We start from the raw sequence: 15,755 nt of genomic DNA on the forward strand, positions 1-15,755 counted from the left end.
CCCGCGGCGCCGGTTTTGCATTGTTTCCCTGTCGGGAGGACGGCTGAATGTCGAAAGTCGAAACGCGCGCGATCGCCGAGGACCTGGTCGTCGTTCCTCTGCGCCATTACGGTCTATGGATCGGCACTGCTGCGGCTCTTGCGATTCTGGCCCTGATCGTGAAGGCACTGGCCACGAATCCGGCTTTCGACTGGCCGACCGTCGGCAAATATCTTTTCCACGCCTCCATCATGCGCGGCCTTGCCCAGACGCTGCTGCTGACGGTGACGATCATGGTGCTGGCGATCATCATCGGCACCGTCGTTGCCATCATGCGGCTGTCGCCAAGCCGTATCCTCAACGCATTCGCCAGCGCCTATATCTGGTTCTTCCGCGGGGCTCCGGCGCTGATACAGCTCATTTTCTGGTTCAACCTGTCGCTCATCGTGCGCGAAATCTCGCTGACGCTGCCCTTCATCGGCACGATCTTCACCGTCAAGACCAATGACGTCATGACGCCTTTCGTGGCGGCGGTCGTTGCACTGTCGCTGCATGAAGCCGGCTATATGGCCGAGATCGTGCGCGCAGGCATCAAGTCCGTTCCCGGCGGCCAGACGGAAGCCGCCGGTAGCCTGGGTATGAACCATCGACTGATCCTGCGGCGCATCACCCTGCCGCAGGCGATGCGCTTCATCGTGCCGCCGACGGGCAACGAGACGATCAACCTGCTCAAGACGACGTCCCTGGTCACCATGATCGCGGTGAACGATCTCCTCTATGCCGCGCAAAGCATTTATGCGCGCACCTTCGAGACCATACCGCTGCTGATCGTGGTCGCCTTCTGGTACCTGTTCGTCGTCACCATCCTGTCAATCTGCCAGCACTATATCGAGCAATATTACGGCAGGAGCGACCAGCAGGCAGGCGCGGCGCGCGGTATCCTGCATCGCGCCTTCAAAATCGGACGGGTGGCCCAGCCGGCATGACATCGAGAGCAGAAAACCAGTCCCGTTTCGGTGTCCCGCAGGACTCGATGGTCTTTGCGCAGGGTGTACGCAAGTCGTTCGGAACCCTCGAAGTCCTGAAGGGCATCGACCTCAATGTGCCGTCCGGTTCGGTGGCATGCATCATCGGCCCCTCCGGCTCGGGCAAGAGCACCTTCCTGCGCTGCATCAACCATCTCGAGGAGGTGAGCGGCGGCGTGCTTCTGGTCGATGGCGAGTTCGTTGGCTACGACCTGCGCAATGGCAAGCTCTATGAGGTCAGGAACGATCTTCTGTGCAAGCGCCGTGCCGATATCGGCATGGTATTCCAGTCCTTCAACCTGTTCTCGCATATGACGGTTCTGGAAAACCTGATCGAAGCACCGATCATGGTGAAGGGCATGCCGCGTGGCGAAGCAAGGGACAAGGCCCATGCGCTGTTGGAACGCGTAGGGCTGGCCGACAAGGCCACCTGCTACCCGCGACAACTTTCCGGCGGCCAGCAGCAGCGCGTGGCGATTGCGCGGGCGCTGGCGATGAACCCCAAGGTGCTCCTGTTCGACGAGCCAACCTCGGCGCTCGACCCGGAACTGGTCGGAGAGGTGCTGTTGGTCATGCGCGATCTTGCAGAAAGCGGCATGACCATGGTGGTGGTGACGCACGAGATCGGCTTCGCGCGCGAGGTCGGCGACCAGCTGATCTTCATGGATCGCGGCGTGGTGGAAGAACGCGGTGCGCCACGCGACATGATCGCCAATCCACAGTCGCCACGCACACGGGAATTTCTGTCGCGGGTCCTGTAAACGGGCGTCGATGATCAAAACGGACAAGGCCCGGTTGTGCCGGGCCTTGTCCGTTTGCTTGAGCAAGGTCTGTGGGCCGCTTATCCTTCGACGGCGAGCTTCGTGTCCGCCGCATCCACCTCGACTGCCAGCAGATCCAGCATCTCGTCGAGATCGGCCTTGTCCGCGACTGTGACGCGCAGCCAGTCCGGCAGGCCGTAATCCTCGTTCGAGCGGAAGACGAAGCCCTGTCTGGCCAGCCGCGCGACGGTTTCCTGCGCCCATCCGGCCGGCGCGCCGGGCAGGCGGGCAAAGGCAAAATTGGCGACACTGGGCGAAAGCTCGAAGCCGAGTGAGCGCAGCCGGCCATGCAGGTATTCACGCCCCTCGGCGGTGCGCTCACGGACTTCCCTGACAAAATCCTGCGCGGCAATGGCGACTGCCGCGGCCGCCTGCGCCATGCCGTTCACGTTGCCGATGCCGCGCACATTGTTGAGCGCGGTTGCCATGTCCGGATGGGCATAGGCCCAGCCGGCGCGCGCGGCCGCCAGCCCATAGGCCTTGGAGAAGGTGCGCGTCACCACCACATTGGGATGCCTGTCGGTGATCTCGTAATTCTTCATCGCTTCGGCCGGATCGACATATTCGGCATAAGCCGCGTCCAGCACGAGCACGATATGCGAAGGCAACTCGCGGGCAAGCCGCGCCACATCCGCCATCGGCACGGCAACGCCGGTGGGGTTGTTGGGGTTGGCGAGAAAGACCACGCGCGTTGCCGGTGTGACAGCCGCCAGAATTGCATCCACGTCCACCGCAAAATTCGCGGCCAGCGGCACTTCGACGGCCCTTGCGCCGATGCGGTAGGCGACGATGGCAAATTGCAGGAAGGAATAGGCCGGAAACAGAATCTCGTCGCCCGCACGCGCATAGACGCGGCCGATGGCGTCGAGAAGCTCCTCCGAGCCGTTGCCGCAGACGATGCGGGCAGGGTCCAGTGAAAACGTGCTGCCGATCGCCGCGCGCATGGCCTTGCAGCCAGGGTCGGAATAGCGGTGCACGCTTTCTGCGGTGGCGCGGATCGCCTCGATCGCGCCGGGCGGCGTGCCGAGCCAGCTTTCGTTGAGCCCGAGATTGACGACGCGCCTGGCGCCCGACGTATCGATGGGCTTCACGACGGTCAGCGTGCGGGAGGCTAGGTAGGGAACTGGCAGTGACATGTTTTCCTCGAACCCGGTTCGTGACGATCTGGTATCTTCAGTGGCCGGCCTTGCCGACCAGAATTCTGGTGTAGAGCGGCCGGAAGCGTTTTCGCTCGGCCGGCGGTTCCTTGAAATAGGTGGCGTAGTAGCCGATCTGCTGGAAATAGGTGATGCGGGCGCGGATCAGGCTCTCGTCGGCGTCGTAGCCCATGGCCATGAATGCATCGACGAGCAGCGACATGCGAAAATCGTCTTGCCTCGTCACCTCGGCGGCAATGGCGGCGGAGCTGCGCGCCCAGTCGCGAATGGCAAGATCGAGCCGCGGGCTGAAAGGGTCCTCCCTGATCCAGACACCGGTGACGGCATCGAAGCATGCCAGCCCATCGCTGAACTCGACATCGAGAAGGTCCTGGAAAGGTCGGCAATTGCGCTGGCGCCATTCCTCCCGAAGGCTGTCGAGCAGATCCTTCAGGTTCCGGAAGTGGAAATAGAAGCTGCCGCGCGTGACCTTGAGCTGTCGCGACAGGCGATCGACCTTGACGTTGGCGATGCCCTTCTTTTCGAGAACCCCGATGGCGGCGGCTATCCATGCTTCGCGCGACAGCGTCTTGCGCGCTTCCGGCACGGCCGCGCCCGGCCTTTTCGGCTTCGGTGCGGGAGGGTCGGCTTTCGGGCTCATGGCTTCACCCGCTTACGGCAGGTTGCCGAAGCGCTCCAGCATCAGCGCGAAGAAGCCGTCGGCGTCGATGCGGCGCAAGACATTGCAGTTCTTGCGGCGGCCGGTGACGTGCCACCAGTCCACCACCGTCATGCCGATGGTCTCGGGCGACATCAGTTCGATGGTGACGTTGCACTGCTTCTGTTCGTAGAGATGCGGTGCGAGCAGATAGCCGGTGACGCAGGCGTCATGGATCGGGCGGGCCTCGGTGGGGAATTTGTGCGAACCGTACTGCCGGTAGAAGTCGGCCATATTGGCTGCCTCGACGGCCGAACGGCTGCCCAGTGCGCGCAGATTCTGCAGCCACTCTGGCGTCATCTGTGCGGTGTAGGTGCAGTCGATGCCGGCCATGGTGACGGGCACGCCGGATTCGAACACGACACTTGCGGCGTGCGGATCGACCCAGATGTTGAACTCCGCCGCCGGCGTTGCATTGCCGCCTTCGAAGAAGCCGCCGCCCATCAGCACCACTTCGCGGATGCGGGGAATGATGCGTGGCTCCATCACCATGGCCATGCCGAGATTGGTCATCGGCCCCAGCGTGCAGACGGTGATCTCGCCCTCGGGAGCGGCCATCAGCGTTTCGACGAGAAAATTGACGGCATGCTTGTCCTGCAGCGAAACCGACGGTTCAGGCAGCACGCAGCCGTCGATGCCGGTCGGGCCGTGGACATATTCGGCAGTCTTGAGCTGCTTGACCATCGGGCGGGCGCAGCCGGCATAGACCGGCACGTCGGAGCGGCCGGCAAGCTCGGCGATCTGCAGGGCGTTGCGCGAGGTGAGCGCGAGCGGCACGTTGCCGCCCACCGTGGTGAGTGCAAGCACCTCGAGTTCGGGCGACCCGAGCGCGAAAAGAATTGCAAAGGCATCGTCCTGGCCGGGATCGGTGTCGATGATGATCTTGCGCGGCGCCATTTCGGTCTCCTCCCTGGCAGTCGCGAAAACATACAGGACTGTACTGTATTTTCAAGACATAGGAGCATCGAATGGCACAGCCGGATTCGATTCCGGAAAAGCCGGTAGGCCATGACAAGGATGATCTAAGAACCCGCGCAGGGCGCGTCCCGCGCCACCGGAAGCGGCGGCTCAGCAGCGGTCGCGCGACCTATTCCTCAAAGCGGCTCGTGGCGTCACGATCGCGCTCATACCGTCTCGCGAGCGGGAATGGCGGCAACCATGCCTCGCGACGGACGGTCCAGAGCTCATAGGTCGGCGTCAGTTGGTCGGGCGCGTCCAGGGATCCCAGATTCACTTCGACCTCGTCTCCGGTGCGTCCGAAAACGGGCGAGCCGCAGCGGGGACAGAAAAATCGCCCGGCATAGTCGCGTGTTTCGCCTTCGATCGTCACCGCTTCCCGAGGGAACACCGCGGAAGCGTGAAAAAGGGCGCCATGATGTTTGCGGCAGTCGAGACAGTGACAAAGGCCGACCCGGTATGGCTGTCCCGACGCCACAATTCGCACGTTGCCGCACAGGCAGCCGCCAGTGAAACGGTCCATGCTGCGTCTCCTCCAGACCCCGCAGTTGCAATGGCTACAACGAACGGCACCGCCATTGCAATCGCGCGGCGCGCATTGTGGAAAGGCGACAGGGGAGGTTGCTTGACCGCCGGGGCATGGGCGCCCATATGGCATGAGCATGGATTCGACACAGCACCTTTCCGCAACGGCACGCCAGCGCAGGGTTCCTGCGCCACGCGTGCGTGCGGCGCTGTCGGAAGCATGGTCTGCCACAAGCGGGCTCCTGCGGCTCATGCTGCCGTTGCTGCTGGTTCTTATTGCTCTGGGGCAGGCAGCGTCTGCCCATCCGGCCATCAGCCCGCATGCCCCCCAGGCGATGGCGCATCACAGCAAGGCGAATGCCGCCTGTTGCGGCGGTCTCTCCCAGGACGGGCGAGACAACGCTTGTCTCGTCCAATGCCTGGCTTCCTGCAATTTTTGTGCGCCGCTGCCCCAGCCGGCGGCTTTCCCCGAAACGGTGGGAAAATCGTCATTTCCAACGACCACGGCCCCCCTTCGAGGAACGGCGGCTTCGCCCTGTCCCCGACCGCCATCATGCTCCTGAACTGAAGACTCGCACCAGCGCGACCACCCCGGCTGCCATGCACCGGGAAACCATCAGTTTTGGAGACTCTGCAATGAACACTTTTTCGCGCCGCGGCTTCCTCGCGGCATCCGCCGCAACACTATCCGCTGCTGCGGTTCCTTCGCTTCTGCTTCCTGCCCGCCCCGCCCGCGCGGCCGGTCACAAGGTCATCACCGCTGGCAAACGTGTCATCGAGGTCAAGGGCCGTGCTGCCAATGTCTTCGGCCTCACCCAGGCGGACGGAAGTTCCGGCCTCGTCATGACGGCGGGGGACAATTTCCGTGTCCGGCTCGACAACCGGATCGGCGAGCCGACAGTTATCCACTGGCACGGCCTGACCCCACCCTGGCAGCAGGACGGCGTTGACGGCATCTCGCAAGAGCCGATCCCCGACGGTGACAGCTACGACTACGACTTTCCGGTCGCCCGTCCCGGCACCTTCTGGATGCATTCGCATTTCGGCCTGCAGGAGCAGCATCTGCTTGCCGCCCCGCTGATCGTCCATGATCCGGCAGATGCCGGCAGCGACGTGCAGGAAATCGTGGTGCTGTTCCACGACTTCACCTTCCGCGATCCCGCCGAAATCCTGGCCGAACTCAAGGACGGCGGCCACGACATGCAGGCAATGCAAATGTCCGGCATGTCGATGGGCGCCGGCCAGATGGACCATGGCAGCATGGGCCATGGCGGTATGGACATGGGCGGAATGCAGATGGGCGGCATGGTCCATCTGCAGGACGTGCAATATGACGCCCTGCTTGCCAATGACCGCACGCTCGACGACCCGGAGGTCTTTGCGGTCGAGCCCGGCGGTCGTGTCCGTCTGCGGCTGATCAACGGTGCGGCCAGCACCAATATGTGGGTAGACCTTGGCCAACTGCCGGGCAAACTGATCGCCGTCGACGGTTTGCCGGTCGAGCCGCTCGTGGGATCGCGCTTCGAATTCGCCGTCGCCCAGCGCCTCGACATTCTGCTCGAACTGCCGAAGGAGACTTCGGCATGGCCCGTCTTCGCTGTGCAGGAGGGCGGGCGCATGCGTACCGGTGTCGTGCTTGCGGCCAAGGGGGCCGCGGTCGGCAAGCACGACGGCATGGCCAGCGAGGACTTCCCGACCGTCGGCATCGAACTCGAGCAGAAGCTGCGTGCGACCGAGCCGCTTACGGAGAAAGCGGCCACGCGCGAGCACACCATGATGCTGGGTGAGGGGCCAAACTATGCCTGGACGCTCGACGGCGTGTTGCACGGCTCCGACACGCCGCTGGCCGTGAAGAGCGGCGATCGCTTCGAACTGACCTTCATGAACCACACCACCATGTCGCACCCGATGCATCTGCACGGCCACCACTTTCAGGTGGTGGCAATCAACGGCCGGCGCTTTGCCGGAGCCATGCGCGACACCGTGCTGGTGCCTGCCCATATGGGCAGGGTGACCATCGCCTTCGACGCCGACAATTTCGGCAGATGGGCGCTTCACTGTCACCACCTTTACCACATGGCCGGAGGTATGATGACGTCGATGGCCTACCAGGCCTGACGCGATACGCCCCGGTGGCTGACACTGCCGGGGCGTGTCCAGAGATACATGGCCAAGCAGTTGCGCATTGATGCGAGACGGGATTCGGGTGAAGGCGATGCGCGCAGCCATTCATCGCTTCCTTGCAGCTATGGAATGAACCGAAGCAGCGGGCTCTAGGGTGCGCTTTGCGCCCGATGATGGGCAACCAGAGCGTTGGCGTGTCCGTGGCCCAGGCCGTGCTCCTCCTTGAGAAGCTGGACCATTTCCATGTGCTTTTTGCTATTCAATGCTTCGAGGATATCCAGCCAATGGCTTATCGGCTTGCCGTACTTTTTCTCGATGGAGGGAAAGTACGACTTTGGGCCTTTGATTGCATTGCCTTGCGACATGGTCGCTCCTCCATGGGTCTCTCTGAAAAGGCTGGCCGCCTTCATTGGGTCCTGGGCAGTACGAACTCGACGCGCCGGTTCAATGCGCGTCCTTCCGGGTTGTCCGATCCGCTGTTACTCTCGTTCGGCGCAACCGGCCGGCTGCTGCCCAAGCCGACGACCCTCAGCTTTTCCCTGTCGGCGCCATGCGCCACGAGCCATGTGGCGACAGCTTTCGCCCGGCGCAGGGAAAGGGTCCGGTTGTAGCTATCCGAACCCCTGGAATCGGTGTGGCCCTCGATGACCGTTTTGCCGACGGGGATCGATGCGATGAGGCGAGCGATCTCCTTGAGTGTCGGTTCCGCGGCTGTTCGAATGTCCGCCTTGTCGAAATCGAACAGCACATCACCCGTCATCGAGACCCTGACGACGTTATCTTCCTGATGCACCGTCAGATCGCTCCGATTGGAGGCAAGGTCCTCGATGCGGGCAGACAGCGCCGAAACCGTGGAATCCAGATCTTGCGGAAGACCTTTCAAGTTCAGGATTGTTGCCTTGAGGTCCCTGACCTCGCATTTGTATTCCGACGCTTCGGCGCTCGCATGGCCTGTCGAAAACAAGACCGCAAGAGCCGCCATTCTCGCGAACTTGCTCATGGCTGTTTGTCGGCAATCGGAATGGCATCGATCGTCTCGACACCGTGGATGGTCAGGGAGACTTCCGTAATGTCCTTGGGCGGTGCGGGAAATCTTCCATACCAGGTGCCCGACACCGTTGAGTCCCTGGTGTTGCGAATGGAAAGCTGCGGGCTTGCCAGTGGCGTGTCCTGGCTGTCTCTCAGCAGAAGGTATTTTTTGTCACCTGCAAGCACGTAGAAGCTGTTTTCGTAATCCTTCTCGGTGATCTGGGCATAGATCGATTCCATCTTGTCCGGTACGAGGGGTGCAAATCGAATCTTGATCGTGAGGATATCTCCCTTGCGGGTTGCCTCGATGACTTGCGCTTCCGCCGCACCGCTATTGGTTATCCCGGTTGCCAATGGCGGCTTGGAGGTGGCCAATGCCTGGGATCGAGCTGCAGTGACGCCGGTAGCGCTACCGATCGCCAGGGCGAGACAGGCGGCGATACGCAAATTGGATCTGTTTGAACACATTCGCGGTTCTCTCCTGTTGAAATATCATGATGTGGATGGGGCTATGGGTGAGGCGGGATCGCGCCCGGCGTTACGGAGGCCCTTCCTTCCGAAGGATGCATTTCCGCTTCCAGAAAGGAAGAAAGCATCTCCTTTTGTCGCTCCAGGAAGCGTTTGTCGGGCGCGATCACGTTGTAGAATACATAGCCGCGCAGGGTGGCGAGGGTGAAATGCATGAGGTCGGCGCGCTTGCTTGGATCGGGAATGCGCTGACCGAAGACATTGCTCCAGAGCCGTTCCAGAATAGCCTGCGACTGGATGCGGTGCTGCATGACCAGTGCATGCAAATGCGCGTCCGCGCGCGTCCCCATCACGATTTCCCATATCGCCATGTAGCGAGGGCCGGAATAGATCTCGCGCAGCAGCTCGATGAATGTCTGCCAGTCCGCCTTGGCATCTGCGTCATTCGCGAACGCCTCGAGCTGGGTTCGAACTTCCTCGAACTGGTAGTCGGCCAGCGCCAGGACGAGCTCTTCGCGCGACGCAAAATGGTGCTGCAGCGCGCCGGACGTCAGGCCCGCCCTGCGTGTGATCTCGTTCGTAGTGGTGCGCGCATAACCAAGCTCGATCAGCGCGGACATCATCCCTTCGAGCAGGGCTTTTCTCGTTTCCTCGCGCCGCTCCTGTTGCGTACGGCGCCGCGCGCGCAACTGCTGTGGGGTTTTGTGCATATGCGTTCCCGACGTTCACATAAAACATCATAATCATGATGTTTTATGTTGCAAGCGGTTTTGAATGAAGCAAAGCCATCGAAGAAGGGTGGGAAAAGCGGGGAGGCATCGCTGTGCATGAGTTGCGCCTGCACCCCGTCACGCCGTGCGCTGATCGCTTCTGCGACAGGTCATGAGCTTCAGGAACGCGGCCCCGCCCTCAATCGAGCGTGGCTGGGATATTATGCAGCTGCGATGCCGAATTGCCCGCCAGCTCCCGCAATGCCATGCGCTTGTAGATCTCGACGAGGCGGTCGCCTTCGGCGCGATCGACGGATATAGCCAACCGCATCGTCGCCTCGCCCAACTGCCAGATAAGAAACGCCGTCGAGGCGAGTTCGTCCGGCTTCGCCTCCGGACGGAAGCGTCGCCAGACAGTCGCAACGGCGTCAGCGCAGGCGCGGCTGTCGGCAAGCTCGAGTTCCCGCAACGTCGTGTCGACCTGCGTGCCCGACCAGATGTCGCGCATCACCGGCTCCGCCAGGCAAATCGAATAATAGGTGTCGACAAGTCCGGCAAAGGCCGTGAGGAAGCCTGGTTCGTCGCGAACCCTGGCGAGCTCGGCATCGATGCAGGCGCGGTTGTCGGCCGTGAAGCGCTCGGCCAGGGCGCGGATGATGGCGCTCTTATCGGGAAAGAACTGATACAGCGAGCCGATCGACACGCCGGCGCGTTCGGCCACCTCTCCCATCTTCATTGCGTCGCTGCCGCGCTCGGCGATCAGGCCGCGTGCTGCCGTCAGCATGCGCTCGACGCGCTCGCGGCTGCGCTGCTGCGTGGGTTCTTTACGGGTCGTGTACGGCGCTGCCATGCGAAATATGAATATCTCTCACATTTTTCTTGACAGGCAGAATATGACGATCTATCACATTCTGCAATATGAGAGTTCCTCATATTTAGGGGGAGAGACAATGACGCAAGACCCCAGGAAGCCAATTCTCGTTCTCGGCGGCACCGGCAAGACCGGACGGCGCATCGTGGAGCGGCTGGCCGCACGCGGCCAGCCCGTACGCATCGGCTCGCGATCGGCAAAGCCGGCTTTCGATTGGGGCGACCGGTCCTCGTGGCCGGCCGCGCTGGATGGCGTGCGGGCCGTCTATATCAGCTATTATCCCGATCTCACGGTGCCCGGCGCGAAGGATGTCATCGAAACATTGGCGAAGCTTGCGCTCGATATGGGCATTCGCCGGCTCGTCTTCTTGTCGGGCCGCGGCGAAGAGGCTGCCCAGGAAACGGAGGAAGCGCTGAAGGCCATCGGCGCGGAGCTGACGATCATCCGCTCGAGCTGGTTCATGCAGAACTTCTCCGAAGCTGCGCTGCTCGACCCCATCCTTGCAGGCGAGATGGCGCTGCCGGTGGGCGAGGTGCGCGAGCCATTCGTTGATGCCAACGACATAGCAGACGTCGCAGCGGCCGCGTTGACCGACGACCGCCATATCGGCCAGCTCTACGAGGTGACCGGTCCACGTCTGCTCACCTTCGCTGAAGCAGCCGGCGAAATCGCGGCCACCACGGGACGTCCGGTGCAGTACGTGCGGATCTCGTCGGAGGAGTTCCGCGCCGGCCTCGCCGCGGCCGGCCTGCCGGAGAACCTCGTCCTGCTGCTCGACGAATTGTTCACCCACGTCCTCGACGGCCGCAACGAATATCTTGCCGACGGCGTCCAGCGCGCGCTTGGTCGCCCTGCGCGCGACTTCTCCGCCTATGTGCGCGAGGCGGCGGCAAGCGGCATCTGGAATCCGGCGTAGCCCGCGTGACGCGCCCCTCGTTTCGTCAATCCCGATGGAGGCAACCCATGCTCCCGAAGCTCGTTCCCGCGATCACCTTGTTGGCCCTGCTGGGCAGCGGGCTGATGGCGGGCCTGTTCTTCGCCTATTCGAATTCGGTGATGCCGGCGCTGGCGAAGATGCCAGGCCCGCAAGGCATGACGGCGATGAACCACATCAATGTGGTTATTCAGAATCCGTTCTTCCTGTCGATCTTCACGGGCACGGCGGTGCTTGCCCTGCTGCTGGTCGTCGCCGCGCTGCTGGGCGGGACGGCCAGGCCCGCCTGGATACTGACAGGTGCGCTGCTCTACCTCGTCGGCAACATCGCCGTCACCTTCGCTATCAACGTGCCGATGAACGACGCTCTGGCCGCCGCCGGCTCGGACGCATCAGGCAGCGCGGCGATCTGGGCGACGTTTCTCGACCGCTGGGTGTTCTGGAACCATGTGCGGGCAGTGGCTTGCACCGGAGCGCTGGCAGCCTTCGCCATGGCGACCAGCTAGCAGGGGCGAACCGGGAAAACGCCGCGCAAAATCGCTTAGTGCCGCAGTTCTTTCATTGGAGCGACGCAATGCCCGGAACGATCTTTGCGTGCCTACCGGTCGGTCCTGGACTTCGTCGCCAAGACCTGGCCCTGGGTATCATTTTCAATGCCGACAAGCAGTTTTCTCAGCAGGTCGGCAAGCGCGCCGCGCTCCTTCGCATTCAAGGCCTGAAGGAACGCGGATTCGTTCGCCACATGCGCGCGACAGGCTTCCTCAACGCGCGAGATGCCGGCCTCGGTCAAGGCCACAAGCATGCTGCGTCCATCCTCCTGCGACTTTTCCCGTTGCACCAGCCCGGCCTTTTCGAGCCGGTCCAGCCGGTGGGTAAGACCGCCCGAGGAAATCATCAGCGACGTGTATATCTGCGTCGGAGTCAGGCGATAGGGCGGCCCCGAACGGCGCAGCGTAGCGATCACGTCGAACTCGCCACGATCGAGGCCAAACTTCGCAAATGTCGCCTCCATGCCGGGGCGGAACAGATTTGTCAGGCGCGACGCCCGCCCCAGAATTCCCATCGGCTCGGTATCGAGATCAGGCAGTTCGCGCGCCCACTGGCCGCGCAGGCGATCGACATGGTCGCCTACCGCCGCCCCTTCTCGTGTCCTGGCTCCTGCCGTCATTTCCTGCCCCTTGGCCCGAATATCCGTCACACAGACACCATGTGCCATGGGCGGAATGTCTCGACAAGAAGATATTTTGTCTTGATGCGAAGACAAGCTCGACATATGTCTTCTCGTCAAGATATTTGCGCTGACAGGTTGCGAGGAGGAAAACCGGCATGGTGACGATCTTGCGTCATCGCGAGCCGAAGCCCGGTGAGAGCCGCACGATGCGTTACGAAGGGCGCGAGACCGGCGGTCCGGTTTCACTGTTCCTCGTCGATGCCGCGCCGGGACAAGGAGCGGGCCTGCATGTGCATCCCTATCCCGAGACCTGGGTGGTAAAGCGCGGCGAGGCCGAGTTCATCGTTGGAGATGAAACGGCGCGCGCCGCGCCCGGAGACATCGTCATTGCACCGGCCGGCGTGCCGCATCGCTTCACCAATGTCGGAGAAGACAGGCTCGAACTCGTCTGCATCCATCCCAGCGACAGGATCCTCCAGACATTGGTTTGAGCTGCCTGTCCTCGGTTCCGTCGAAGCTGGGTTCTGCCGCACAATAACGAGGAAAGCACCAATGTTGCGCACTGCACTCCTTGCCGCCGCTCTGTTTGCAAGCAGCCCGGCGATCGCACAGTCCGACCCGGTTGGCGCGCGCGTCGAAGTCAACGGCATGCGAATGTATTACGAGACCTCGGGCGAGGGCGATCCGCTCATCGTCCTGCACGGCGCCTACATGAACATTCGCACGATGGGCGAGATCATTTCCGTTCTCGCCCGGTCCCGGCAGGTCATCGCCGTCGAAATGCAGGGCCATGGCCGCACGACCGATATCGACAGGCCCATAACCTATCCCAAACTCGCCGACGACGTCGCCGCTTTCATGGATGCCATCGGCGTGGAGAAGGCGGACGTCTTCGGCTATTCGATGGGCGCGGCTGTCGGCCTTCAGATGGCAATTCGGCATCCGGAGAAGGTCGACCGGGCGGCCCTGGCTTCCATCGCCTACGATTTCAAGGGCTGGCATCCCGATTACCGGGCCTTCGTGCCGCAGATCGCCCCTGAGATGTTTTTGGGGACGCCAATGGAAGACGCCTATCGCGAACTGGCGGCCGACCCGGAAGGTTTTCCCGCGCTCGTGGACAAGCTTATCGCCCTAGAGCACCAGCCGATGGCCTGGGAGGCAGACGTGGCTGCGCTGAAAACGCCGATCCTCATCATTCAGGGAGACGCTGACATCGTCGACCATGAACATAGCCTGGCAATGTTCCGGTTGCTCGGCGGCGGAGTGATGGGGGACCAGGGCAGGCCCTTGCCGGACTCGCGCCTCGCCATTCTGCCGGGAACCTCGCACACCGCCATCATGGGCCAGACCGAGTTGCTGCGCGCCCTGATCGAACCTTTCCTCGACGGCGAGACGCCGAAGGGCTGGTTCGAGCCGCAAGCGAAATAACCAGTACCCAAGGGAGAACCGCAATGTCGAAGATGATCTTCATCAATCTGCCGGTTACCAACCTGGCTGCCGCGACCCGTTTCTACGAGGCGATCGGATGCGAGAAGAACGAGCAGTTCAGCGACCATCAGTCGTCGAGCATGGTCTGGTCCGACACCATCACCTTCCATCTGTTGACACGCGACTATTTCGCAACCTTCACGCCGAAGGCGATCGCCGATGCCCATGCGACAAGCGAGGTGCTGCTTGCCATGTCCCGCGACAGTCGCGCGGAGGTCGACGCCATTGTCGGGGCGGCGGCCGCAACTGGCGGCAAGGCCGACATGCGCGAGCGCATGGACCTGGGCTGGCTGTACAACCGCGCCTTCGAGGACCCCGATGGCCATGTGTTCGAAGCGGTCTGGGTGGATATGAGTGCCGCATCAGCCCATAAGTAGCCGGCAAACGGTCTCAGTCCTGATCATGACCGGCCGTGCAAGACTATGACGAATACCGGTGCAGGAGCCTCAATATATCGGCCGCGCCGGTGGTTCCCGTCTTTGCATAAAGGCTCTTGGACTGCGAGCGGATGGTTTCTTTCGAAAGCGCGGCTTCCAGGGCGATCTGATCGAGCGATTTGCCTGAAAAAATTCCCGACAAAGCGCGCATTTCACCCTTCGAAAGTCTATAAACATGGGAAAACATCCGGAGATCGGGAGAAGCCGACCCCGCGCCGAAGCGTTCCAGGATAATAACGACGTTGCCCCCTTCGAAATAGAGCGGTTCGGATTCCTTATCCACGCGAACCAGGGTGACTTTGGTTTTCTGGAAGAAAAAATCCAGCGACCTGGGACCGTTATAATGTCGTTTCAGCATCTGTTCGTACGCGGCCTCGGCTTTCTCCTTACGGAAACGGAGCCGGCCATCGATGGAAACATGGATGGGGAAAGGAGCGGCAAGCATGGTTTGCGCCGCCTTCGAGATCCCGACGACCCGCCTTTCTCCATCGGTGAAGATTGCGCCGATGCCGAGCGTGTCCAAAGCAACATTCGCCGTGCCCGGCTGTTGCCCCTTCCGGTGATAAAATGCGAAGGCGCGCTTGAGATGCGGAGCGAGGGAGTTGAGAGTTCTTATGGAACGCTGGACCGCCTGCGCGCCGTCATAGGCGACGACAAGGCTGAACGACTGACTTCCCGACCTGGCCAGCCTTACGCCGGACGTATGGGTCAATCCATGCGGCACGAGGAAATCATTGTAGAATTCCGTCTTTACCAGTTCCTCGCGTGGCAACAGCTCCTCATCATATCCGGCAATGCCGATCGTCCAGGATGAGAGAGGCGGCTGGAGAGGATTCAGCCTGCCATAGTAGCTGTTATATTGTTCGACGACTTTTCCGTCCTGGCATCCGCCAAGCGTATAGCCTTCGCCGTTGGAATTATCATGAATAACGAGCGCCGCCTTGCCGCCTGGCAGCGTGCCCGCCAGCTGATCGAGAAAGTGTTTCCAGGTCACCTCGCCCAGCAAGGCTGCGTAGACCAGATCGTTCAGATCGTCGGTTGTTGCATTCACTTGTACGAGGTCGCTCAGAATCACGTCATTGCGTGCGGGATTGAGACCTATCCCACCTGGAAGTCCAGAGCTTCACCCCATGGGGTGAAGTCAGGCCGCTATCTTTCGTGCATAAACTGGACTTGGGGGGTTCTGTCGGGAATCCCTTGAACTTGCGCGGCGGACAGGTTCACGGAGGCAACGTTGAATACACGACAGATGGCACGATCTTGCGGGAGATCGGTGCGCGGAGCCATGTGGTTTATGCGCCTATTACCCTTGCCTGCGTCGGCGAGCCGTGCCGATTGCCGGCATTGTATTCGTAAAAAAGT

At 61.8% G+C, this 15,755-nt stretch carries 19 protein-coding genes; 8 read left to right on the forward strand and 11 right to left on the reverse strand.

Features of this window, described 5'->3' with window-relative positions:
- Positions 1–47 precede the first annotated feature (47 nt).
- Together C7441_RS13445 and C7441_RS13450 are read left to right on the forward strand one after the other, a co-directional pair.
- A complete protein-coding gene (locus tag C7441_RS13445) occupies positions 48–965 on the forward strand; it encodes an amino acid ABC transporter permease (RefSeq protein WP_109613299.1) in 918 nt (305 codons plus the stop codon).
- Positions 962–1,765 (forward strand): amino acid ABC transporter ATP-binding protein, encoded by an 804-nt coding sequence (locus C7441_RS13450; protein ID WP_109613300.1) that lies wholly within the window; start codon positions 962–964, stop codon positions 1,763–1,765. Before C7441_RS13445 ends, C7441_RS13450 begins: the two co-directional genes overlap by 4 nt.
- A gap of 80 nt (positions 1,766–1,845) precedes the next feature.
- Here the strand turns inward: C7441_RS13450 and C7441_RS13455 are convergent, their stop codons facing one another.
- The 4 genes from C7441_RS13455 to C7441_RS13470 form a co-directional block, all read right to left on the reverse strand.
- Entirely contained in the window at positions 1,846–2,961 is a 1,116-nt protein-coding gene (locus tag C7441_RS13455) for a pyridoxal phosphate-dependent aminotransferase (protein WP_109613301.1), read from the reverse strand.
- A 37-nt stretch (positions 2,962–2,998) separates the two neighbouring features.
- Positions 2,999–3,622 (reverse strand): TetR/AcrR family transcriptional regulator, encoded by a 624-nt coding sequence (locus tag C7441_RS13460; protein ID WP_109613302.1) that lies wholly within the window; start codon positions 3,620–3,622, stop codon positions 2,999–3,001.
- Between the two features lie 12 nt (positions 3,623–3,634).
- Complete coding sequence (locus C7441_RS13465) at positions 3,635–4,576, reverse strand: nucleoside hydrolase (protein WP_109613303.1); 942 nt, start codon at positions 4,574–4,576, stop codon at positions 3,635–3,637.
- 190 nt (positions 4,577–4,766) lie between these two features.
- A complete protein-coding gene (locus C7441_RS13470) occupies positions 4,767–5,159 on the reverse strand; it encodes a GFA family protein (protein ID WP_109613304.1) in 393 nt (130 codons plus the stop codon).
- Between the two features lie 638 nt (positions 5,160–5,797).
- Here C7441_RS13470 and C7441_RS13475 point away from each other — a divergent pair.
- On the forward strand, positions 5,798–7,279 hold the full coding sequence (locus C7441_RS13475; protein WP_109613305.1) for a multicopper oxidase family protein: 1,482 nt from the start codon (positions 5,798–5,800) through the stop codon (positions 7,277–7,279).
- Between the two features lie 155 nt (positions 7,280–7,434).
- Here the strand turns inward: C7441_RS13475 and C7441_RS13480 are convergent, their stop codons facing one another.
- The 5 genes from C7441_RS13480 to C7441_RS13500 all read right to left on the reverse strand — a co-directional run bounded on the left by C7441_RS13480 (position 7,435) and on the right by C7441_RS13500 (position 10,342).
- Positions 7,435–7,650: a DUF4287 domain-containing protein gene (locus C7441_RS13480; RefSeq protein ID WP_109613439.1), complete on the reverse strand. Its 216-nt coding sequence runs from the start codon at positions 7,648–7,650 to the stop codon at positions 7,435–7,437.
- Between the two features lie 41 nt (positions 7,651–7,691).
- Entirely contained in the window at positions 7,692–8,285 is a 594-nt protein-coding gene (locus tag C7441_RS13485) for an OmpA family protein (protein ID WP_244916148.1), read from the reverse strand.
- On the reverse strand, positions 8,282–8,782 hold the full coding sequence (locus tag C7441_RS13490) for a hypothetical protein (protein WP_244916149.1): 501 nt from the start codon (positions 8,780–8,782) through the stop codon (positions 8,282–8,284). The genes C7441_RS13485 and C7441_RS13490 overlap by 4 nt, the downstream gene beginning before the upstream one ends.
- A gap of 41 nt (positions 8,783–8,823) precedes the next feature.
- Positions 8,824–9,402 (reverse strand): TetR/AcrR family transcriptional regulator, encoded by a 579-nt coding sequence (locus tag C7441_RS13495; RefSeq protein WP_170125125.1) that lies wholly within the window; start codon positions 9,400–9,402, stop codon positions 8,824–8,826.
- Between the two features lie 289 nt (positions 9,403–9,691).
- A complete protein-coding gene (locus C7441_RS13500; protein ID WP_109613307.1) occupies positions 9,692–10,342 on the reverse strand; it encodes a TetR/AcrR family transcriptional regulator in 651 nt (216 codons plus the stop codon).
- A gap of 100 nt (positions 10,343–10,442) precedes the next feature.
- On the opposite strand from C7441_RS13500, the gene C7441_RS13505 reads away from it, so the two are divergent.
- Complete coding sequence (locus tag C7441_RS13505; protein ID WP_109613308.1) at positions 10,443–11,279, forward strand: NmrA family NAD(P)-binding protein; 837 nt, start codon at positions 10,443–10,445, stop codon at positions 11,277–11,279.
- Between the two features lie 47 nt (positions 11,280–11,326).
- The gene (locus tag C7441_RS13510; protein ID WP_109613309.1) at positions 11,327–11,803 is read left to right on the forward strand and encodes an anthrone oxygenase family protein; all 477 of its coding nucleotides are present in this window, start codon (positions 11,327–11,329) and stop codon (positions 11,801–11,803) included.
- Positions 11,804–11,895: 92 nt separating this feature from the next.
- Here the strand turns inward: C7441_RS13510 and C7441_RS13515 are convergent, their stop codons facing one another.
- The gene (locus C7441_RS13515) at positions 11,896–12,465 is read right to left on the reverse strand and encodes a MarR family winged helix-turn-helix transcriptional regulator (protein ID WP_109613310.1); all 570 of its coding nucleotides are present in this window, start codon (positions 12,463–12,465) and stop codon (positions 11,896–11,898) included.
- 158 nt (positions 12,466–12,623) lie between these two features.
- Here C7441_RS13515 and C7441_RS13520 point away from each other — a divergent pair, with 158 nt between their 5' ends.
- The 3 genes from C7441_RS13520 (at position 12,624) to C7441_RS13530 (ending at position 14,333) form a co-directional block, all read left to right on the forward strand.
- Complete coding sequence (locus tag C7441_RS13520) at positions 12,624–12,959, forward strand: cupin domain-containing protein (protein WP_109613311.1); 336 nt, start codon at positions 12,624–12,626, stop codon at positions 12,957–12,959.
- A 61-nt stretch (positions 12,960–13,020) separates the two neighbouring features.
- On the forward strand, positions 13,021–13,896 hold the full coding sequence (locus C7441_RS13525) for an alpha/beta fold hydrolase (protein ID WP_109613312.1): 876 nt from the start codon (positions 13,021–13,023) through the stop codon (positions 13,894–13,896).
- Between the two features lie 23 nt (positions 13,897–13,919).
- On the forward strand, positions 13,920–14,333 hold the full coding sequence (locus C7441_RS13530) for a VOC family protein (RefSeq protein WP_109613313.1): 414 nt from the start codon (positions 13,920–13,922) through the stop codon (positions 14,331–14,333).
- 43 nt (positions 14,334–14,376) lie between these two features.
- On the opposite strand, the gene C7441_RS13535 is transcribed toward C7441_RS13530, so the two are convergent.
- A complete protein-coding gene (locus C7441_RS13535) occupies positions 14,377–15,468 on the reverse strand; it encodes a helix-turn-helix transcriptional regulator (RefSeq protein ID WP_146201467.1) in 1,092 nt (363 codons plus the stop codon).
- Between the last annotated feature and the right edge of the window lie 287 nt (positions 15,469–15,755).

This window comes from Pseudaminobacter salicylatoxidans (assembly GCF_003148475.1).
GTDB lineage: Bacteria > Pseudomonadota > Alphaproteobacteria > Rhizobiales > Rhizobiaceae > Pseudaminobacter > Pseudaminobacter salicylatoxidans.